Source organism: Micromonospora sp. NPDC049101, from assembly GCF_040648675.1.
Lineage (GTDB): Bacteria > Actinomycetota > Actinomycetes > Mycobacteriales > Micromonosporaceae > Micromonospora.
The window spans coordinates 1-20,615 of sequence record NZ_JBEZED010000028.1 but is presented as its reverse complement, the minus strand read 5'-3'; the positions used below and the strand labels follow the sequence as shown (position 1 = coordinate 20,615).

15 protein-coding genes and 1 rRNA gene are annotated in these 20,615 nt (G+C 71.6%); 6 read left to right on the top strand and 10 right to left on the bottom strand.

The annotated features are described in order from the left end of the window. Window positions 1-6: 6 nt before the first annotated feature. From AB0B57_RS29560 to AB0B57_RS29550, 3 genes are all read right to left on the bottom strand, one after another. Complete coding sequence (locus AB0B57_RS29560; protein ID WP_357076968.1) at window positions 7-1,461, bottom strand: hypothetical protein; 1,455 nt, start codon at window positions 1,459-1,461, stop codon at window positions 7-9. 10 nt (window positions 1,462-1,471) lie between these two features. Then, window positions 1,472-1,912, bottom strand: a complete 441-nt coding sequence (locus AB0B57_RS29555) for a hypothetical protein (RefSeq protein WP_357076965.1) — start codon at window positions 1,910-1,912, stop codon at window positions 1,472-1,474. 256 nt (window positions 1,913-2,168) lie between these two features. Next, the gene (locus AB0B57_RS29550) at window positions 2,169-4,265 is read right to left on the bottom strand and encodes a TIGR03960 family B12-binding radical SAM protein (RefSeq protein ID WP_357076962.1); all 2,097 of its coding nucleotides are present in this window, start codon (window positions 4,263-4,265) and stop codon (window positions 2,169-2,171) included. A 78-nt stretch (window positions 4,266-4,343) separates the two neighbouring features. On the opposite strand from AB0B57_RS29550, the gene AB0B57_RS29545 reads away from it, so the two are divergent. After that, window positions 4,344-5,741: a hypothetical protein gene (locus tag AB0B57_RS29545; protein WP_357076959.1), complete on the top strand. Its 1,398-nt coding sequence runs from the start codon at window positions 4,344-4,346 to the stop codon at window positions 5,739-5,741. A 74-nt stretch (window positions 5,742-5,815) separates the two neighbouring features. Here the strand turns inward: AB0B57_RS29545 and AB0B57_RS29540 are convergent, their stop codons facing one another. Beyond that, a complete protein-coding gene (locus tag AB0B57_RS29540) occupies window positions 5,816-6,502 on the bottom strand; it encodes a lysophospholipid acyltransferase family protein (protein ID WP_357076956.1) in 687 nt (228 codons plus the stop codon). 96 nt (window positions 6,503-6,598) lie between these two features. Continuing rightward, window positions 6,599-9,745 carry an isoleucine--tRNA ligase gene (ileS, locus tag AB0B57_RS29535; protein WP_357076953.1) on the bottom strand — a complete coding sequence of 1,049 codons (3,147 nt, stop codon included), beginning with the start codon at window positions 9,743-9,745 and terminating at the stop codon, window positions 6,599-6,601. A 310-nt stretch (window positions 9,746-10,055) separates the two neighbouring features. Between ileS and AB0B57_RS29530 the strand changes: the two genes are divergently transcribed. The 3 genes from AB0B57_RS29530 (at window position 10,056) to sigJ (ending at window position 12,790) form a co-directional block, all read left to right on the top strand. Then, on the top strand, window positions 10,056-11,078 hold the full coding sequence (locus AB0B57_RS29530) for an ArsR family transcriptional regulator (protein ID WP_357076950.1): 1,023 nt from the start codon (window positions 10,056-10,058) through the stop codon (window positions 11,076-11,078). Window positions 11,079-11,471: 393 nt separating this feature from the next. Next, window positions 11,472-11,915: a carboxymuconolactone decarboxylase family protein gene (locus tag AB0B57_RS29525; RefSeq protein ID WP_357076947.1), complete on the top strand. Its 444-nt coding sequence runs from the start codon at window positions 11,472-11,474 to the stop codon at window positions 11,913-11,915. Then, on the top strand, window positions 11,912-12,790 hold the full coding sequence (gene sigJ, locus AB0B57_RS29520; protein ID WP_357076943.1) for an RNA polymerase sigma factor SigJ: 879 nt from the start codon (window positions 11,912-11,914) through the stop codon (window positions 12,788-12,790). Before AB0B57_RS29525 ends, sigJ begins: the two co-directional genes overlap by 4 nt. 31 nt (window positions 12,791-12,821) lie before the next feature. Here the strand turns inward: sigJ and ndk are convergent, their stop codons facing one another. Further along, the gene (gene ndk / locus AB0B57_RS29515) at window positions 12,822-13,247 is read right to left on the bottom strand and encodes a nucleoside-diphosphate kinase (protein WP_357076941.1); all 426 of its coding nucleotides are present in this window, start codon (window positions 13,245-13,247) and stop codon (window positions 12,822-12,824) included. A 141-nt stretch (window positions 13,248-13,388) separates the two neighbouring features. On the opposite strand from ndk, the gene AB0B57_RS29510 reads away from it, so the two are divergent. After that, window positions 13,389-14,891, top strand: a complete 1,503-nt coding sequence (locus AB0B57_RS29510) for a VOC family protein (protein ID WP_357076938.1) — start codon at window positions 13,389-13,391, stop codon at window positions 14,889-14,891. Between the two features lie 37 nt (window positions 14,892-14,928). On the opposite strand, the gene AB0B57_RS29505 is transcribed toward AB0B57_RS29510, so the two are convergent. The 3 genes from AB0B57_RS29505 to AB0B57_RS29495 are packed head-to-tail and all read right to left on the bottom strand — an operon-like array spanning window position 14,929 to window position 19,300. After that, a complete protein-coding gene (locus AB0B57_RS29505) occupies window positions 14,929-15,354 on the bottom strand; it encodes a DUF4233 domain-containing protein (protein WP_357076935.1) in 426 nt (141 codons plus the stop codon). Next, complete coding sequence (locus tag AB0B57_RS29500; protein WP_357076932.1) at window positions 15,351-16,685, bottom strand: folylpolyglutamate synthase/dihydrofolate synthase family protein; 1,335 nt, start codon at window positions 16,683-16,685, stop codon at window positions 15,351-15,353. Before AB0B57_RS29500 ends, AB0B57_RS29505 begins: the two co-directional genes overlap by 4 nt. Next, on the bottom strand, window positions 16,682-19,300 hold the full coding sequence (locus AB0B57_RS29495) for a valine--tRNA ligase (protein WP_357076929.1): 2,619 nt from the start codon (window positions 19,298-19,300) through the stop codon (window positions 16,682-16,684). Before AB0B57_RS29495 ends, AB0B57_RS29500 begins: the two co-directional genes overlap by 4 nt. Window positions 19,301-19,369: 69 nt before the next feature. On the opposite strand from AB0B57_RS29495, the gene AB0B57_RS29490 reads away from it, so the two are divergent. Then, on the top strand, window positions 19,370-20,056 hold the full coding sequence (locus AB0B57_RS29490) for a hypothetical protein (protein WP_357076926.1): 687 nt from the start codon (window positions 19,370-19,372) through the stop codon (window positions 20,054-20,056). A gap of 470 nt (window positions 20,057-20,526) precedes the next feature. Here the strand turns inward: AB0B57_RS29490 and rrf are convergent. Continuing rightward, a 5S ribosomal RNA gene (gene rrf, locus AB0B57_RS29485) occupies window positions 20,527-20,615 on the bottom strand; the annotation flags it as partial.

Sequence of the window (20,615 nt, the reverse complement as noted above, 5' to 3'; positions counted from 1 at the left end):
CCGTCCTCATCGCAGGATGCCCGGGGACGAGCCGTCACCGGGGCCCCACGGATCGTCGTCCTCAGTCAACCACGACGAGTGCTCGGAGCCCGTACCACCGCCATGCCCGGCGCCACCCGCGCCGCCCATCATGCCGCCGCCCATCATGCCGGCACCGCCGATCCCGGCGCCGCCACGCGCGCCGCCCGCCATGCCGGGGCCGCCCGCACCGGCGGCGGCGCGCAGCGCGTTCGCCGCGCTCGTCATCGGCGGCACCTTGCCGTTGCCGCCACCCACCATGCCGGGGATGCTGCCCACGCCGATCCCGCCGGCCGCGCCCAGGCCACCACCGCCGGCCCCGATCCCGCCGGCGCCCACGCCACCGCCGAAACCACCGCCGGCCCCACCGAGCCCGGCGCTGCCGAGACCGGTGCCGCCGTAACCGCCACCCACGCCGCCAATGCTGCTGGGCGCGGCACCGGCCAGGCCGGTGCTGTAGCCGTCGTCGACACCCGGATAACCCGATCCGGGGGACCCAGGGGTGAACGAGCCGGTCTCACCGCCGGTGGATCCGGCACCGGACGGCGAGAACGGGCCGGCCACCGACGTCGGCCCACCGCTGAAGTCGGCGCTGCCGCCCGGCGGCCGGCTGCCGATGTCCGGGACGCCGCCGATGCCACCACCACCACCCCCGCCACCGCCGCCGCCGATGTCAGGTCGACCCTTCGGCGGTACGCGATCGTCGGGCCGGTAGTCGTCCGAGACGGGCGAGGGCTCGGTGACCACCAGCTTGGGACGCTCGGTGTAGACGGCCTGGGGCAGCGGGGACATCGCGGTGTTGGCCGCCTGCTGGTTGTCCCGGTACCAGTTGTCGAGATGGTCCTTGGTGTCCCACCAGCCACCCCGCTTCTGGTCACCCGCCTGACCGTCGACCTTCATGGTCGCCTCCAGGTCGTCGGCCTTGTCGCGGAACGCGCCGTCGGCGTACGACCCGGGGTTGCTCTGGTAGTCCTTGCGCAGCGCGGCGAGGAAACCCGACGCGCTCTCGCCGTCGCGGGCGTCGTCGAGCTCGGTGCCGTTGGGCAGGCTCCACTCGTTGATGCCGAAGTCGTCGCCCAGTGGGACCGGGATCGAGGCGACCGCCCTGCGGATGTCCGTCTCGATCCGCGCCAACGCGCCGCTGACGTTCGTCGCATCGGTGATCAGATCCTCGACCTGCTTACCGATCTCGCCCAGGTGCTCGCGGTAGGCGTCACCGCCGCTGCCCTTCCAACCGGCGAGCATCCCGGGCAGACCACCGACGTGCGGGCGCTCCTGACCCGTGGCGATGGGGCCGACGAACGATCGACCGACGAGCGCGTCCCGCAGCTGCGTCAGGCCGGAGGAGAGGTTTCCCCACCCCTGCCCGACCGATCCGACCGTCTCCGGGTCCGCGGAGAGCGTCACCTCGCGGACGCACCGCTCCCAGGTTCCTCCAGCCATGACGTCCCCCTCAGGCCGTGTACGGGTAGGTGGGCGCGCCGCCGGCAGCGGGCGGCGGAGCCGCCGACTCGAGCAGCCGCTCGATCTCCTTGCCGTTGGCGCCGTTGCGCGCCTCGGTGTCACGGAATGCCTTGGCGATGTCCTCGGTGCCCTGCTTGAGTGAGGCGAGCCGCTGGGACAGCGTCTTGAGGTGCAGCTCCATGTTGGCCGTGGACTTGGTCAGCGCCTGCCACTGCATGCGGGCGTCCTCGTAGGCGCCGAAGGGGGTGCCGTTCGGGACGGTCTGGGCGTTGTTGCTGTCGCCCTTCATCCGCTCCTTGACGCGTTCCATCTCGTAGATGATGGTGTCGTCGACGTACTGCTTCAGCCGCTCGACGTACGCCGCCGCGGCGTTCAGGTCCTCGACGCTGACGTGTAGATCGCCGGTGTTCGGCGGCGGGATGGTCCCCATGAGCTTCCTCCCCCGTTACCGACCCGCCGGGTCGGTCCATGTCAGACGCAGCGTATCGACAGTGGCCCAGTCGGGGCAGCCCCGGTCGCCACCACGTCGCACCGGCTTTCGTCGATTGCGGGGCGGGACGGGACGGGCTGGTGGTGTGCTGTGGAGGTCGACAGGTGCCGACGGGCCCGCGCGAACGCGGGCCCGTCGGGTGGAGTGTGGACAGTGCTGGGTCACCGCCGCGGGGGTGTCGCCCCGCGGCGAGCGGTCAGGCCGGGTGGTCGCCGGCCGAGACCTGCACACCGCCGCCGGCCGGGACGTGCACACCGCCGCCGGCCGGGACCCGCATGCCGTTGCCGCCCAGCGGGGTGAGTGGCAGCAGCTTCTTGCCCGTCGGGCCGATCTGGATCTCGGTGTCCATCGACGGGCAGACGCCGCAGTCGAAGCAGGGCGTCCACCGACAGTCGTCCTGCTCGAACTCGCTGAACGAGTCCTGCCAGTCCTGCCAGAGCCAGTCCTTGTCCAGGCCGGAGTCGAGGTGGTCCCAGGGGAGGACCTCCAGCTCCTCGCGCTGCCGGGTGGTGTACCAGTCGAGGTCCACCCCGAACGCGGGCAGCGTCTCGGCCGCCGCGTCCACCCAGCGCTGGTAGGAGAAGTGCTCGCTCCACCCGTCGAACCGGCCGCCGTTCTCCCAGACCTTGCGGATCACCGAGCCGACCCGGCGGTCACCACGGGAGAGCAGCCCTTCGATCAGCGACGGCTCGCCGTCGTGGTAGCGGTAGCCGATGGCCCGACCCAACGAGCGGTCGGAGTTGATGGCCTGCTTGAGGATCTTGAGCCGGTGGTCGATGACCTCCGGACGGTCCATCGCGGCCCACTGGAACGGGGTGTGCGGCTTCGGCACGAACCCGCCGATGGAGACCGTGCAGCGGATGTCCTTGGAACCGGTCGCGGCCCGACCGGCCCGGATCACCTCGTGGGCCATCTCCGCGATCTCGAGAACGTCCTCGTCGGTCTCGGTGGGCAGGCCGCACATGAAGTAGAGCTTCACCTGCCGCCAGCCGTTGGTGTACGCGGTGACGACCGTACGGATCAGGTCTTCCTTCGTCACCATCTTGTTGATGACCTTGCGGATCCGCTCCGACCCGCCCTCCGGGGCGAAGGTCAGGCCGGTCCGCCGCCCGTTGCGGGACAGCTCCTGCGCGAGGTCGATGTTGAAGGCGTCCACCCGGGTCGACGGCAGCGACAGCGAGACGTTCGTGCCCGCGTACTGCTCGGCGAGGCCCGAGCACATGTCGCCGATCTCGGAGTGGTCCGCCGAGGAGAGCGACAGCAGGCCGACCTCGTTGAAGCCGGAGAACTCCAGGCCCTCGCGGACCATCTGAGCGACGGTGGTGATCGACCGCTCCCGCACCGGCCGGGTGATCATCCCAGCCTGGCAGAACCGGCAGCCCCGGGTGCAGCCCCGGAAGATCTCCACCGCGTACCGCTCGTGCACCGTCTCGGCCAGCGGGACGAGGGGCTTCTTCGGGTACGGCCAGGCGTCCAGGTCCATCGTCGTGCGCTTGTGCACCCGGAACGGCACGTCCGCCCGGTTTGGCACGACTCGCTGGATCCGCCCGTCCGGGAGGTAGTCGACGTCGTAGAAGCGCGGCACGTAGACACTCTCGGTGCGCGCCAGCCGCAGCAGCAGCTCGTCGCGGCCCCCCGGGGAGCCCTCGGCCTTCCACTCCCGGACGATCCCGGTGATCTCCAGGACCGCTTCCTCGCCGTCGCCGAGCACCGCGGCGTCGATGAAGTCGGCGATCGGCTCCGGGTTGAACGCGGCGTGTCCGCCGGCCAGGATCACCGGGTCGGCGTCGGTGCGGTCGGCGGCCAGCATCGGGATGCCGGCCAGGTCGATCGCGGTGAGCATGTTGGTGTAACCCAGCTCGGTGGAGAAGGAGATGCCGAACACGTCGAAGTCGCGGACCGCGCGGTGCGCGTCGACGGTGAACTGCGGCACGCCGTGCGTGCGCATCAGCGTCTCCAGGTCCGGCCAGACCGCGTACGTCCGCTCGGCGAGGGTGTCGGGCAGCTCGTTGAGCACCTCGTAGAGGATCTGCACGCCCTGGTTGGGCAGGCCCACCTCGTACGCGTCGGGATACATCAGCGCCCAGCGCACGGTCGCGGCGGCCCAGTCCTTGGTCACCGCACCCAGCTCGCCCCCGACGTACTGGATGGGCTTGGAAACCTGGGGCAGCAGCGGCTCGAGCTGGGACCAGACGGACGGCTCCAGGTCACGGCTCGGCGTCAGGGACGCCGAGCTGGAGTCGTCGCGAGAGTTGGTCGCGGCCGCACGCGGCGTCGTGGACGGGGCACTCATGATGCCCAAGGGTACGCGCCCGCCTGGCGGTGGCGACGCGGTACTAACCTCGGACCGGCGTGAGAGGAGATTGCCGCGATGCCCGAGCCCCAGCCGGGAGCACGGCCGGCCGACGGGAACACCCCCGGCTCGGCGCCGGACCGGGATCCGGCGTCGGCCGACAAGCCGGCCTCCCCACCCGTACCGCCGGACCAGCCGGCACCCCCCGACCAGCCGGCACAGTCGAATCAGCCGGCACAGCCGGACCAGCCGGACCAGCCGGACCAGCCCGCACCGCCGGACCAGCCCGCACCGCCGGACCAGCCGGCACCGCCGGACCAGCCCGCACCACCGGACCAGCCGGACCAGCCGGCACCGTCCGACCAGCCCCAGTCTCCGGATCAGCCGGCGGCCTCGGGCCGGGCCGAGCCCGGCACCACCGCGGAGACCCCCGCGCCCAGGTGGAGCGGTTCGGCGCCGGTGCCGCCCCCGCTGCCGCGCCGACGGGTGTGGGGCGAGTCTGCCGAGCCGACCCCACCGCCTGCGCCGGTGGGGCCGCCGGAGCACCAGACGCCTGTCGACCCGTGGGCCGGCGTGGACACCGGCGGCTGGGACCTGCCCTCCGCCGAGCTGCCGCCGTTTCCCCACCTTCCCCCGACGATGCCGCATCCGACGCCGCCGGCGACCCGGCAGTGGCCCAGCCAACCCACTCGCTCGGTCGGGTCGCACCCGGTGTCTCCGGCGGCCGCCCCGAGGCCACCACAGGCCACCGGGCCCAGGATGCCGACCCGGCCGATGTCGCCGCCGTCCGCGCCGCCGCTTGCCCCGGCGCCCCGGGTGCCGAAGCAGCGCCGGGGCAAGCGGTCCGCCACACCACCCGTGGCGCCACCGGCGGGGCCGCCGCCGGGCTGGCAGGCCCCCAAGGGGTACGTGCCGGTGCCGGTCCGCAAACGTCGCCGCTGGCCCTGGTTCCTGCTGCTCACCCTGGCCTGTTGCTGCGGCTGCCCCGCCTACTACGGGTTCCCGATCTCGGCCCAGTACCCGGTGCAGGCCGCCCTGCCCGCCCAGGTGGACGATCTGAGCCTGCGTCAGGACAACCGCAGCGCCGAGGCCGCCCGGCAGTTGGAGACCGAGGTACGCAACGAGCACCTGCTGGCCGAGGACACCTTCGCCGGCGTCTACTCCACCTCGGGGGGTAAGCAGGTGACGGTCTTCGGCGGCACGGGCTTTCGGCTGAGCCCGGAGTCGGACGCGGAGGCCGAGATCAGCCGGCTCACCGACCGTTACACCCTGGACACCCCGGAGAGCGTGGACACCGGTGTGCGGGGCCGGCACGAGCGCTGCGCGGTCGGCCAGTCCGACGGCGGTGACGTGGTGGTCTGCACCTCGGTCGACCACGGCAGCATCGCCACCGGGGTGTTCACCCGGCTCTCCCTGGCCGACAGTGCCGCCCTGCTGGCCACCCTGCGCGCCCAGATCATCCAGCCCAAGGGCTGACGGCGACCCAGCCAGCATCGATCAGGAAGGCTCCCGCCCCACGAGGGCGGTGGACTTCTTGATCGACAAGAGGGTCAGGCCTGGGTCGGGTCCGGGTGGGCGCGCGGCGGGGCGTAACGGGGGACGTACTCCTGGCCGGTGAGCTTCTGGATCTCGCTCATCACCTCGTCGGTCATCTGCCGCAACGAGGTGCGGTCGGTCGGCCGTCCGGCCAGGTTGATCGGCTTGCCGAACCGAATGATGATCTCGGCGGCGCCGGGCCGGGGCACCCGGGCGCCGATCGGCTGCGCCTTGTCCGTGCCGATCATGCCGACCGGGATGACCGGCACGCCGGTCGTGGTCGCCAGCCGAACCGTGCCGGTCCGCCCCCGGTAGAGCCTGCCGTCCGGCGAGCGGGTGCCCTCCGGGTAGACCACCACCAGATCACCGTTCTTGAGCACCGGGATCGCCGCGTCGAACGCGGACAGCGCGGCCCGGCCGCCGCCCCGCTCCACCGGAATGGCACCCAGGCCGGTGAGGACGAACTTGGAGATCGCACCCTTCACACCGGTGCCCGTGAAATACTCCGACTTCGCCCAGAACGCCAGGTGCCGGGGCACGACAGTGCCGAGGAACAGCTCGTCGGCCACCGACAGGTGGTTGCCGGCGAAGATCGCGCCGCCGGTGGCCGGCACGTTTTCCAGCCCCTCCACGGTCGGGCGGAACGCCAACCGCAGCGTGGGCCCCACGGCGAGCTTGCCGATGGTGTAGAGCAGGGGCACTGGTCCTCCGGCAGGTCAGGTGCGAACAGGCGGTGTCACGGTAGCGGACGCCCGTACCCCTCGCGGACGGAGGTGTACGGGCGTCCGCAGCCGCAGCTACACCCGGCGGACGGAGACCGTCACCCGGTCGCCCTCGCCGACCTCGCCGGCGAAACCGTCGACGCCCTCGGCGAAGTCCACCGAGTCGGCAAGCACCTCCCGGGACACGAAGTCGAGGTACCCGGCCACCGCCGCGCGTACCTCGTCGGACGCCGACACCGACACCACGATCCGGTCCGAGACGTCCAGGTCGGCGTCCCGGCGGGCCTGCTGCACGACCCGCACCACGTCCCGGGCCAGCCCCTCGGCGGCCAACTCGGGGGTGACCTCGGTGTCCAGCACCACCACGCCCTCACCGCCGGGCAGGGGCGCGGAGTTCTCGGCGTCGGCGGCGACCAGGCGCAACTCGTACTCGCCCTCGGCGAGGGTGACGCCGGCGGCCACCGGGGCGCCGTCGACAAGCTCCCAGTCCCCCGCCTTGACCGCCTTGATCACCTGCTGCACCTGCTTGCCGACCCGCGGGCCGAGCGCCCGGGGCACCACCGTCAACACCTGCTCGCAGTACGCGGACAGCTCCGCGCTGAACTCCACCGCCTTCACGTTGACCTCGTCGGTGACCAGGTCGGCGAACGGCCGCAACTGCTCCGCCGCCGGTGAGGCCACGGTCAGCTTGGACAGCGGCAGCCGCACCCGCAGACCCTTGGCCTTGCGCAGCGACAGCGCCGCCGAGGCGACCGCCCGGGTGGCATCCATCGCCGCGACCAGGTTGTGGTCGGCCGGGAACTCGGTCGCCTCCGGCCAGTCGGTCAGGTGCACCGAGCGCTCCCCGGTCAGCCCACGCCAGATCTCCTCCGCGGTCAGCGGCGCGAGCGGCGCCACCACCCGGCAGAGCGTCTCCAGCACGGTCCAGAGCGTGTCGAAGGCGTTGACGTCACCGGACCAGAACCGGTCCCGGGAGCGGCGCACGTACCAGTTGGTCAGCGCGTCCAGGTAGGACCGGACGGTGGCGCAGGCGCCGGAGATGTCGTACGCGTCCATCTGCGCGCCGACCGTCGACACCAACTCGTTCGTCTTCGCCAGCACGTACCTGTCGAGCAGGTGCGTCGAGTCGGTGCGCCGCCGTGCGGAGTGCCCGTCCGCGTTGGCGTAGAGGGTGAAGAAGTACCAGACGTTCCACAGCGGCAGCAGCACCTGCCGGACGGCGTCGCGGATGCCCGCCTCGGTGACCGCCATGTCGCCGCCGCGCAACACCGGCGAGGACATCAGCATCCAGCGCATCGCGTCCGAGCCGTACGCGTCGAAGACGTGGTAGACGTCCGGGTAGTTGCGCAGGCTCTTGGACATCTTGCGCCCGTCCGAGCCGAGCAGGATGCCGTGGCTCAGGCAGTTGCGGAACGCCGGCCGGTCGAACAGCGCGGTGGCCAGCACGTGCATCGTGTAGAACCAGCCGCGGGTCTGCCCGATGTACTCGACGATGAAGTCACCCGGGTAGTGGTGCTCGAACCAGTCGGCGTTCTCGAACGGGTAGTGCACCTGGGCGAACGGCATCGACCCGGACTCGAACCAGCAGTCCAGCACCTCCGGCACCCGGCGCATCATCGACTGACCGGTCGGGTCGTCCGGGTTGGGGCGGACCAGGTCGTCCACCGCCGGCCGGTGCAGGTCGGTCAGGCGTACGCCGAAGTCCCGCTCGATGTCGGCCAGCGAGCCGTACACGTCCAGGCGCGGGTAGTTCGGGTCGTCGGACTTCCACGCCGGGATCGGCGAACCCCAGAACCGGTTCCGGCTGATCGACCAGTCCCGGGCGTTGGCCAGCCACTTGCCGAACGAGCCGTCCTTGATGTGCCCGGGCGTCCAGTTGATCTCCTGGTTCAGCTCGACCATCCGGTCCCGGAACTGCGTCACCGCGACGAACCACGACGACACCGCCTTGTAGACGAGCGGGGTGTCGCACCGCCAGCAGTGCGGGTACGAGTGGGTGTAGGTGTCCTGCCGGAGCACCACCCCCCGGTCCTTCAGCTCCCGGATCACCGGCTTGTTGACGTCGAAGACCTGCTCACCCTGGTACGGCGGGACCAGCGCGGTGAACCGGGTGTGGTCGTCGACGGTGACGATGGTGGGGATCCCGGCCGCGTTGCAGACGTTCTGGTCGTCCTCACCGAAGGCCGGGGCCAGGTGCACGATCCCGGTGCCGTCCTCGGTGGTGACGAACTCCGCGCCGAGCACCTGGTAGGCGTTCTCCCCGGCCTGCTCGACGAGGAAGTCGAACAGCGGCGTGTAGCGGCGCCCGACCAGGTCCCGGCCGTACACCGTGCCGACCTGCTCGAAGCCGTCCAGCTCCTTGGCGTACGCGGCCAGCCGCGCCGCGCCGACCACGAACCGCTCCCCGTCGCGTTCCAGCACCGCGTACTCGATGTCCGGGCCGACGGCGAGCGCCAGGTTGGACGGCAGGGTCCACGGCGTGGTGGTCCAGACGCCCAGCCTGACCGGCCCGCGCACCAGCTCGGGGGCGGACTCGTCGGCGGTCAGCCCGAACCACACAGTCAGGGTCGGGTCGTGCCGGTCCCGGTAGACGTCGTCCATCCGGGTCTCGGTGTTCGACAGCGGCGTCTCGCAGCGCCAGCAGTACGCCAGCACCCGGAAGCCCTCGTAGATCAGACCCTTGTCGTGCAGGGTCTTGAAGGCCCACATGACGCTTTCCATGTAGTCCAGGTCGAGGGTCTTGTAGTCGTTGGTGAAGTCGACCCAGCGGGCCTGCCGGTTGATGTAGCGCTCCCAGTCCTGGGTGAACTCCAGCACCGAGGTGCGGCAGGCCTCGTTGAACCGGGCCACGCCCAGGTCGATGATCTCCGCCTTGCTGGTGATGCCGAGCTGCTTCTCGGCCACCACCTCGGCGGGCAGGCCGTGGCAGTCCCAGCCGAAGCGCCGCTCGACGTGCCGCCCGCGCATGGTCTGGTAGCGCGGCACCACGTCCTTGACGTACCCGGTGAACAGGTGACCGTAGTGCGGCAGACCGTTGGCGAACGGCGGACCGTCGTAGAAGACGTACTCGTTCTTACCGTCCGTGCCGGCGGGACGGGCCTCGACGCTGGCCTCGAAGGTCTTGTCGGCCGTCCAGTGCTCCAGCACCCGGCGCTCGACCGCGGGCAGGTCCGGGCTCGCCGGGACACCGGCGGCGGTCGGGTCGTGCAACGGATAGGCCATCGGGGGTCGCTCTCCTCATGCAGCTCACGCAACGTGGGTCTGCGAGGACGAACCTTCCGGGGTACGCGTCGACGACGCCCCCCGGGTGGCCCGCGGTACCACCCCGCTTGGCGGTCAGGATCGACCGCCCGCTCATTGTCGGCTGTGACGGGCCGCACCCGTCCGGTTCTACTGGGCCGGTCACCCGGCCGTTCTTCCGGAGGCTCACCGGTGATGGCCGGGTCATCGCCTTACGGTGCCCAACGATACTCGACCCGCCCACCGCGCCGCCGCCGAGTGAGCGCCTACGCCGGCACCCTAGGCTGGCCGGGTGATCCGGATCGAGTTGGACGAGCCCACACTGGCCCGCACCCGGATCGCCATCAGCCCGCTCTGGGAGGTGCTGACCAGCCTGTTCGTGCTGCAGCGCCATCCGGAAGCGGCACCCTGGCCGTACACCGCCTGGGCGCGGCACGCACGGCGGGTGCTCGCCGAGGTGCCGGCGACCGCGCCGGCCAAGCTGCTGACCATCGGCCTACCCGCACCGGACTTCCTCAGCCCGATCCCCACGTCGGCCGCGCCCACCCTGGCCGAACAGCTCGCCGAGCTGCGCGCGACGCCGGCCGAGGTGATCGCCGAGCAGATCCCCCGCTACCACCACCCCGACGACCTGCCCGGCTGGTTGAGCCCGTTCGTCACGGACCGGCAGGCCGCCCTGGACCGGCTCGCCGACGGGATTGAGGCGTACTGGGAGGCGGCCATCGCGCCCTGGTGGTCGGCGATGCGGGCGGCGCTGGACGAGGAGGTGCTGCACCGGGCGCGGGCGCTCGCCGCGGACGGCCCGGACGCGCTGCTGGCCGACCTGCACGAGCGGGTGCGCTGGGAAAAGCCGGTGCTGACGCTGGTGAAGCCGTCGGAGCAGCAGATCACGGCGGTGAACCAGCGGCTGCTGCTCCTTCCGCTGGTCTTCTCGCAGGGAGCACTCATCTGCGCCACCGACCATCCGGAGATCATCGCCGTCTCCTACCAGGCGCGCGGGGCGGTGGTGCTCGCCGAGGGTGGGCCCACCTCGGCGCCCGGGACGACACCACCGGTCACGGACCGGCTGGCGGTGCTGGTCGGCCGAGGTCGCGCCCAGGTGCTGCGGGCACTGACCCGGCCGGCGACCACCGCCGGCCTCGCGGCCACCCTGGGGCTCGCCCCGAGCACCGTCTCGGAGCAGCTCTCCGCGCTGCTCACCGCCGGTGTGGTGCACCGCCGCCGGGTGGGCCGGCGGGTGCTGTACGGCCTGGAACCGGCCGGCGTGGCACTGGTGCAGCTCATCGGCGACGAGCCGGCGAGCGCCTCGGCGTGAGCATTCGGCTCGATCCGAATCCGTTTCCCAGCCGTCCCGATCACTCCTAGCCTGCCGGTCGCGGTCGGGGTAAGCCGCACGTACCGCATCCGCGGGCGACCCCGGCGTCGGAAGGTTCGGACAGTCCGCGGCGTCAACCTGACGGTTGGCAACGGGGAGCCGTTCGGCCTGCTCGGGCCACCCGACGCCGCCCCGTCGATCATGAGGTTGGCGGGCGAGTGGATCACCGGTCCGCCCGTCAACCTCACGATCAGCGCGAGCGGGTCAGGGGGCGGGGCCCGGTTGCGGGCTCGCCGACCAGCCGGACGGCGTGACCGGAGTCACCGCCGCGGTTGTCACGACACGCCTCGGCCCCACCGTCGTGACGGTGTCGGATCGAACAGGGAGTTGGTCATGCAACGAATGAGGCTCTTCGAGGTCGCACCGCAGGGATACCAGGCCGTGTCGGGGCTGGAGAAGTACGTCCAGGCGAACGTCGACCACACCGTGCTGGAACTGGTCAAGCTGCGGGCGTCGATCCTGAACGGCTGTGCGTTCTGCGTGGACATGCACACCCGCGACGCCCTCGCCGCCGGCGAGTCGAGCCGGCGGCTGTTCGCGGTGTCCGCCTGGCGGGAGGCGCTGTCGTTCTTCGACGAGCGGGAGCGGACCGCGCTGGCGCTCACCGACGCGGTGACCCGCCTCGGCGAGCACGGAGTGTCGGACGAGGTGTGGGACGCCGCCGCGAAGGTCTGGCCGGAGAAGGAACTGGCCGATCTGGTCCTCGCGATTGCCACAATCAACGTGTGGAATCGGATCGCCGTGACGACGCACACGGAGCCCCCGGCCCAGGTGTGACGACCGAGGCAGCAGACGCGGCCGGTGCGCTCCAGGCGCACCGGTCGATGCTGCTCGGGCTCGCGTACCGCCTGCTCGGCAGCCGGCACGACGCGGAGGACGTGCTCCAGGAGGCGTACCTGCGCTGGCTCGGCGTGGACCGGTCGGCGGTGGCGGAACCGCGCCGGTACCTGTCCCGGGTGGTCACCCGCCTGGCCCTGGACCGGTTGCGGGCCCGACAGGCGGCCCGCGAGACGTACGTCGGCACCTGGCTGCCCGAGCCGGTGCCGACCGCGCCCTCGCCGTTCGGACCGTTGGACCGCGCGGAGCTGCGCGACTCGCTCTCCATCGCGTTGCTGCACGTCCTGGAGCGGCTGACCCCGCCGGAGCGGGCGGTGTACGTCCTGCGTACCGCCTTCGACCTGCCGTACACCGAGATCGCCGAAATCCTGGACCGGTCCGTCGAGGACTGTCGGCAACTACACCACCGGGCGAGCACCCGGGTCCATCAGGAGCAGCGTCGCTTCACCGCCAGTCGGGCCGAACGGGAACGGTTGCTGGACGCGTTCCTCGCCGCCGCCCGCGACGGTGACCTGGCGACGCTCACCGGCCTGGTCGCGGCGGACGCCACGGCCTGGAACGACGGCGGTGGTCGGGTCCGTGCCGCCCGCAACCCGGTCAGCGGCGCGGACCGGATCGCCCGGTTCTACGCCGGGATCTACGGCCCCGGCCGCCGCCCCATCACCGTGCGGACGGTCGAACTGAACGGGGAACCCGCCAGGGTGGTCACCCGTGCGGACGGCAGTCGGTACACGCTGACCATCGCCGCGGCCGACGGCCGGATCACCGGGATCTACCTGGTCGGAAACCCGACGAAACTGCCGCCGGTCGACTGAGCCCCGACGCCGTCGGGCGGCCGCGGCCGGGTCAGCCCAGTTCGGGGAACCAGAGCGCGATCTCGCGCTTGGCGCTGTCGGTCGAGTCGGAGGCGTGCACCAGGTTTTCCCGGTTGGACAGCGACAGGTCGCCCCGGATGGTGCCGGCGGCGGCCTTGCGCCCGTCGGTGGCGCCGACCAGCCCTCGCACCACGTCGATGACCTGGTCTCCGGAGAGCACCAGCGCGACCAGCGGACCGCTGGTCATGAAGTCCTTCAGCGGCGGGTAGAACGCCTTCTCGACGTGCTCGGCGTAGTGCTGGTCGGCGAGCGCGGCGTCCATCGTCCGGTGCACCATCGCGTCGATCCGCAGCCCCTTGCGTTCGAAGCGGGAGAGAACCTCGCCGACCAGGCCACGGCGGACCGCGTCGGGCTTGATCAGAACGAGGCTGCGCTCATCCGGGCTGTTGCTGGACACGCTGGGTTCCTCCTGTGCACGCTGAACGCGGGGAATCGGTACGGTCAGCGTAGCGACCCGGTCCCGGCGCCGGCGCGGCGGCCGGTCTTTCCCCCGGCGGCCGATCCGGCCTAGCCTGACCCTGACCCCGGGAGGTCCACTGTGGCGAATGGCGGAAACCGGCCCATCGCGCCGGTACGCAAGCTGATCGGCACGGTGCTGGGCACCGTGGCCACCTTCGTCGTCCTCTTCGGGCTGGGCATGACCAGTTGGGCCATCGTGGCTCTCGGGGTCGCCCTGCTGGTGCTGGCGATCGCGCTCGCGACCGTACGCGGTGGCGGGCGCACCTGGGTGGTCGGCGTCGGGCACGTGCACAGCGCCTCCGAACCACCCACCCAGTACGCGTTCGGCCGCTGCGAACTGCAACTGGTGCTCGACGCGCCCGGTCTGCCACCCCGATCCAAGAAGATCATCGAGCCGAGGGTGCCGGTCTCCAAGTGGCCGTCGCTGGGCCAGGCCCTGCCGATCCGGGTCGCGTTGGACGACCAGCGGCACGTCAAGGTCCTCTGGGACGAGGTGCCGACCCACGCCGAGACCGCCGCCGCCGTCGCCGACCTTCCGCCGGAGTTCGCCGACGTCGACGCCGTGGACGAGGTGCTGATCCAGCAGGATGCCCCGCCGTGGGCCGACCGTGCGCCGGACGACGACTTCCGGGACGACTTCGGCGACCCGCTCGGTGACCGGTTCCACGACCCGCTCGGCTCCGATCCCGCACGCCCCGATCCGCTGCGCCCCGACCCGCTGCGCGACGACCCGGGCGTCCGTCCCGAGGACCGCGAGCCCGTGGTGATGCACCAGAGCCCGGGCGGCCGCGTGGTGTTGGAGGGCGTCCTCGTCGACCAGCAGGCCGGTGGCGGGCTGCCCCGGCGGGCCACCCCGGCACCGCGCCCGCCCGCCGAGGAGCAGTTCGACGAGCCCGCCGCCGACCGGTTCGACCCACCGGCGGCCGACCGGGGCAACGTGCCGGCCGCCGACCGGAGCAACGTGCCGACCGCCGACCGGTTCGACCCGCCGGAGACCGACCGGAGTGACCTGCCGGCCGCCGACCGGATCGCCGACCCGCCGCCCGCGCAGCGGTCCGGTCCGGGCACGACCGACCCGCTGGACCCACTCGATCTTCCGCTGGACGATCCCTCCACGGCCGGGGCGGCACGCGCGACAGTCACCGACGCGGAACTGGACGAGGCGATCTTCGGGTTCGCCGGGGACACGGCCGCGGACCCGGCCGCGCCGATCAGCGGTGTGGGCCTCACCCTGCTGGTGACCGACCTGTCCCGGTCACTCGACTTCTACCGCGACGTGCTCGGCTTCACCGAGGTCGACCAGGGCGCCGGCAACGCCGTGCTCGCCTCCGGCACGACCCGGCTCGTGCTGCGCGAGGTGACCGGGGCGGCGCCCATCAGTCGTCGGCTGGTGCACGTCAACCTCGAGGTCAACGACATCGAAGCGGCGTACGAACGGCTCCGCGGGTCGGGCGTCCGATTCACGTACGCGCCCCGGGTGGTCAACCGGGGCTCGAAGCTGGAGGTGTGGGCGGCGGCCTTCCGCGACCCGGACGGCCACGGCATCGCGCTGACCCAGTGGCGCGAACGCGCCGAGGCCTGACCCGGCCGGTGTCCCGGGGGCCGCCGCCCGGTCCGCGTCAGCCGAGGATGACCCGACGGACGTGCAGCGCGTACGCCCACACCAGGGCGAAGATGATGCCCAGGGCGAGCAGTGACCAGTGCAGCAGGCCGCCCAGCATCAGCAGACCCTGCAGCACCGTGCCGGCGTGCCACGCCCACGGGCGGCGCATCATGCCGGCGACCACGACAGCGGCCACCGCCAGCGCCACCACGGCACCGATGGCGGCACCACTCAGGTCACCGCCGACCACCCGGATCGGCTGGATCGCCAGCAGCAGCACCAGCGCCTCCAGGCCGAGCGTGCCAGCGCCCAGGCCGCGGACCGCCCGCTCCGGGTTGCGCAACCCGGAGCGTCGGGGCTGCCCGGCCGTGGGGTCCTCCCCCGCCGGCCGCTCGACCGGCGGGCCGGTCGGGGTGTGCGGCTCCCGCTCTGGGCTGGTCATCGCTTCAGCAGCCGGCGTGCGTCGGCGACCGTCACCACTGACCCCGTGACCAGCACGCCGACCCCACTGAGCTCACCGGGAACGTCCTCCTCGGCCAGCGCGACGGCCAGCTCGATCGCGTCCGGCATATCCTCGGCCGATTCCACCCGCTCCTCGCCGAAGATCTCGGCGGCCAGCTCGGCAAGCTCCTCCGTCGGCATCGCCCGTGGCGAGCTGTTGCGGGTGACCACCACCTGGTCGACCACCGGCTCCAGCAGCTCAAGCAGGCCTTCGGCGTCCTTGTCCGCGAGTACGCCGATCACGGCCACCAGCTTGCTGAACGCGAACTCCTCCTGGAGTGCGGTGACGGTGGCCTTCATGCCGTGCGGGTTGTGCGCCCCGTCCAGCAGGATGGTCGGGGCGTTACGGACCCGCTCCAACCGACCCGGCGAGCTGGCCGAGGCGAAGCCCTCCCGGACCGCCTCGATGTCCAGCTGGCGTCGCGCCCCGGCACCCAGGAACGCCTCCACGGCGGCGAGCGCCACCGCCGCGTTCTGCGCCTGGTGGGCACCGTGCAGGGGAATGAACACGTCGTCGTAGACGCCGCCCAGGCCCTGCAGGCTCAGCACCTGGCCGCCGACCGCGACAGCCCGACCCAGTACGCCGAACTCGGCGCCCTCCCGGGCGATGGTGGCGCCGACCTCGGCGCAGCGGTCGAGGAGGGGACCCGCGGCCTCCTCCTCCTGGGCGGCGGCGATCACCGTGGCGCCCGGATGGATGATGCCGGCCTTGGCCAGCGCGATGTCCTGAAGCGTGTCACCCAGCCACTCGGTGTGGTCCAGCCCGATCGGGGTGATCACACAGACCCCGGCCTGGATGACGTTCGTGGCGTCCTCGGCACCGCCGAGGCCCACCTCGACCACCGCGATGTCGACAGGCGCGTCGGCGAACGTGGCGAACGCCAACGCCGTCGTCATGTCGAAGTACGTCAGCTGCTCGTCCGACCGCGCGTCCACCAGCTCGGCCAGCGGTTTGATCTCCCGGTAGACCGCCGCGAACCGCTCCTCGCTGACCGGCTCCCCGTCCAGGCTGATCCGCTCCCGGACGGTCTCCAGGTGCGGGCTGGTGTAGCGGCCGGTGTGCAGCCCGTGCGCCCGCAGCAACGAGTCGATCATCCGGGCGGTGGAGGTCTTGCCGTTGGTGCCGGTCAGGTGGATCGCGGGATACGCCCGCTGCGGGCTGCCGAGCAGGTCGAGCAGCGACTCGATCCGGTCCAGCTCGAAGACCATGCGGGTGAAGCCACGGGCGTTCAGCTCGGCCTCGACGGCGGCGAATTCGGTACGGTCGGTCACGAGGACAGTGTCTCCAGAGCAGCGTCGATCCGGACCAGGTCGGCCTCGGCGGTGGCGAGCCGGTCGCGGATCTTCGCGACCACCGGCTCGGGGGCCTTGCCGATGAAGGCAGGGTTGTCGAGCTTCGCCCGGGCCTGCGCGACCTCCTTCTCGGCGGCGGCGCGGTCCTTCGCCAGCCGGGCCCGCTCGGCGGCCACATCGATCGACCCCCGGGTGTCCAACGCGACACCGACCGCACCGGGCATGGCCAGCGTGGCGCTGGCCTGGAAATCGTCACCGGCCGGATCGAGCCGGACCAGGGAGCGGATCAGCGGCTCGTGGGCGTCGATGCCCGCCCCGGCGAGCCCGTCCAACCGGGCGGCCACCCGCTGGGTGGGGCGCAGCCCCTGATCGGAACGGAACCGCCGGATCTCGGTGACCACGCGCTGCACACCGGCCAGCTCGGCCTCGGCGGCGTCGTCGACACGCGACCGGTCGGCCACCGGCCACCCGGCGGTCTGCACCGTCTCGCCGCCGGTCAGCGCGAGCCACAGCTCCTCGGTGACGAACGGGATGACCGGGTGCAGCAGCCGCAGCAGCTGGTCCAGCACATGCCCGAGCACCCGACGGCTGGCCTCGGCCCGCGCACCGCCCTCGGCGAGCACCGGCTTGCTCAGCTCCACGTACCAGTCGCACACGTCGTCCCAGGCGAAGTGGTAGAGCAGATCACACACCTTGGCGAACTCGTACGCCTCGAACTGCTCGTCGACCTCGGCGGTGACGTGCGCCAGCCGGGACAGGATCCACCGGTCGACGGTGGAGAGCTGCTCGGCGGGCGGCAGGTCACCCGTGGTGTGCGCACCGTTCATCAGGGCGAAGCGGGTGGCGTTCCAGAGCTTGTTGCAGAAGTTGCGCGAGCCCTGGCACCACTCCTCGCTGACCGGCACGTCCTGCCCGGGGTTGGCGCCACGGGCCAGGGTGAACCGGGTGGCGTCGGCACCGAACCGGTCGATCCAGTCCAACGGGTCGACCACGTTGCCGAACGACTTGGACATCTTCTTGCCGTGCTCGTCCCGGACCATGCCGTGCAGGGCCACCACGTCGAACGGCTGCTTGCCGTCCATCGCGTACAGGCCGAACATCATCATCCGGGCGACCCAGAAGAACAGGATGTCGTAGCCGGTGACCAGGACACTCGTCGGATAGAACTTGGCCAGGTCCGGGGTCTGCTCCGGCCAGCCGAGGGTGGAGAACGGCCAGAGCGCGCTGGAGAACCAGGTGTCCAGCACATCCTCGTCCTGCCGCCAACCGTCGCCGGTCGGCGGCTGCTCGTCCGGGCCGACGCAGACGATCTCGCCCTGCGGGCCGTACCAGACCGGGATCCGGTGCCCCCACCACAGCTGGCGGGAGATGCACCAGTCGTGCATGTTGTCGACCCAGGCGAAGTAGCGCTTGGCCAGCTCGGCCGGCTCGATGCGGACCCGACCGTCACGCACCGCGTCACCGGCGGCCTGGGCCAGCGGGGCGGTGTTGACGAACCACTGCAACGACAACCGCGGCTCGACTGTCGTCTTGCACCGCGAGCAGTGCCCGACCGCGTGCACGTACGGCCGCTTCTCCGCGACGATCCGGCCCTGCTCGCGCAGCGCGGCCACGATCGCGGGCCGCGCCTCGAACCGGTCCAGCCCCTCGAACGGGCCGGGCACGGTGATCACCCCACGCTCGTCCATCACGGTGAGCGCGGGCAGGTCGTGCCGCTGGCCGATCTCGAAGTCGTTGGGGTCGTGCGCCGGGGTCACCTTGACCATGCCGGTGCCGAACGACGGGTCGACGTGCGCGTCGGCGACGATCGGGATGCGGCGGCCGGTCAGCGGCAGCTCGACCTCGGTGCCGATCAGGTGCTGGTACCGCTCGTCGTCCGGGTGCACCGCCACGGCGGTGTCGCCCAGCATCGTCTCGGCCCGGGTGGTGGCCACCACGACCTCGTCGCTGTAGCGGATCGAGATCAGCTCACCGTCGTCGTCGGTGTGCTCGACCTCGATGTCGGAGAGCGCGGTCAGGCAGCGCGGGCACCAGTTGATGATCCGGTTGGCCCGGTAGATGAGGCCCTCGTCGAAGAGCTTCTTGAAGATCGTCTGGACGGCACGGGTCAGCCCCTCGTCCATCGTGAAGCGCTCACGGTCCCAGTCGACGGAGTCACCGAGGCGCCGCATCTGCCCCAGGATCGCCCCACCGGACTCGGCCTTCCACTGCCAGACCCGCTCGACGAACTTCTCCCGGCCGAGGTCGTGGCGGGACAGCCCCTCGGCGGCGAGCTGACGCTCCACCAGGTTCTGGGTGGCGATGCCGGCATGGTCCATGCCGGGCAGCCACAGCGCCTCGAACCCCTGCATCCGCTTACGCCGGGTCAACGCGTCCATCAGGGTGTGCTCGAACGCGTGGCCCATGTGCAGCGAGCCGGTCACGTTCGGCGGTGGGATGACGATGGTGAAGGGGGGCTTGTCGCTGTCGGCGGAGGCCCGGAAGTGGCCGGCGGCTACCCACTGCTCGTACCGTCGCTGCTCTACCTCACCGGGCTGGTACTGGCCGGCAAGGGTCGGGGCGTCGGGGCGTTGGGCATCCAGTCTCTCGGTCACCTGACAAGTCTACGGAGGGCTTCCGCGGACCTGACGTGCGCCACCTGTGGTTCGCGTACGGTGTCGGCTATGTCCGACGCACATCTCACCGAGCGGTCGCTCGACGGCGGTCGCGAGCCGGTCGAGCTGACCGAAGAGCCGATCCACCTCAGCACCCGGGATTCCGGCGGCGACCCCGACGAGCGCAGCGGCGGCTGGTCGAGACGGCGCAAGATCGGTTGGACGGTCGCGCTGGTGGTCGGCCTCGCGGGTGCCGGTGTGCTGGGCGCCGCAGGCTGGCGGGTGGCACAGCAGAAGGACACCGAGCTCACCTCACCCCCGCAGGTGGCCGGCCTGACCCGGGATGACAGCGAACGGGCGAAGAGCACCGCCGACTACCTGCGCAGCGGCCTGGCGGCGGACATCGAGTTGGACCGGAGCTTCGGCACGGTCTACCGCGACCCGGCCGACGACAAGCGCTCGGTGCTCATCTTCGGCGGCACCACGCTGCTCTGGCAGCCGGAACGCGATCTGGAAAGCCTGTTCCGCCTCATGTCCGACGAGACCGGTGCGGTGAACGGGCTGCGCGAGGTGCCCGCGGGCGACCTGGGCGGCGTGATGAGGTGCGGCAGCACCAGCGGCGAGGGCGGCGACTTCGCGGTGTGCGGATGGGCCGACCACGGCAGCGTTGTGATGGCGATGTTCCCCGGGCGGTCGGTCACCGACGCCGGCAGCCTGCTCCGCGACCTCCGCAAGGACATGCAGACCCGCGACTGACCCCACACGGCTCGCCGGTCCCCAGGTCGAGCCCCGGTCCAAGGTCGAACCGGTCCAGCCCTCGGCCCATCGCCTCGGGCCCGCCGACACCGAGCCTGTCCGCGCTCGCGGATGCCCCGCCCACCCGCGATCGACCCGAGTTCACTGATATCGGGCTGTCCCGCGGTCCCGGATGCCCCCGATCGACTCGGGTTCACTGATATCGGGTTGTCCCGCGCTCGCGGATACCGCGATTTCAAGAAAGTCGAGTCGATCAAGTGGTCGGGATCGGGCCGTGACCGGGAAACGCGCCGTGGTCGGGGATCGTGCCGTAACCGGGGATCGTGCCGTGGTCCGGGGCCCTGGCAGGGCCGTCCGGGGCGCACCGGGTAGAACGGCTCGGGACCCCGGAGGGCTCCGGCAGGGGTGCATCAGGATGTGGATATGCAGATAGGGCCACCCCGTATCAGGGTGGCCCTATCTGAAAGATTGTCCGGCGGCGTCCTACTCTCCCACACCCTCACGAGTGCAGTACCATCGGCGCTGGAGGGCTTAGCTTCCGGGTTCGGAATGTAACCGG

Excerpts from the sequence above, each read along its gene's own strand:
- AB0B57_RS29560 (WP_357076968.1), bottom strand. The coding sequence starts at position 1,461 with ATGGCTGGAGGAACCTGGGAGCGGTGCGTCCGCGAGGTGACGCTCTCC.
- AB0B57_RS29555 (WP_357076965.1), bottom strand. The coding sequence starts at position 1,912 with ATGGGGACCATCCCGCCGCCGAACACCGGCGATCTACACGTCAGCGTC.
- AB0B57_RS29550 (WP_357076962.1), bottom strand. The coding sequence starts at position 4,265 with ATGAGTGCCCCGTCCACGACGCCGCGTGCGGCCGCGACCAACTCTCGC.
- AB0B57_RS29545 (WP_357076959.1), top strand. The coding sequence starts at position 4,344 with ATGCCCGAGCCCCAGCCGGGAGCACGGCCGGCCGACGGGAACACCCCC.
- ileS (WP_357076953.1), bottom strand. The coding sequence starts at position 9,745 with ATGGCCTATCCGTTGCACGACCCGACCGCCGCCGGTGTCCCGGCGAGC.
- AB0B57_RS29525 (WP_357076947.1), top strand. The coding sequence starts at position 11,472 with ATGCAACGAATGAGGCTCTTCGAGGTCGCACCGCAGGGATACCAGGCC.
- AB0B57_RS29505 (WP_357076935.1), bottom strand. The coding sequence starts at position 15,354 with ATGACCAGCCCAGAGCGGGAGCCGCACACCCCGACCGGCCCGCCGGTC.
- AB0B57_RS29490 (WP_357076926.1), top strand. The coding sequence starts at position 19,370 with ATGTCCGACGCACATCTCACCGAGCGGTCGCTCGACGGCGGTCGCGAG.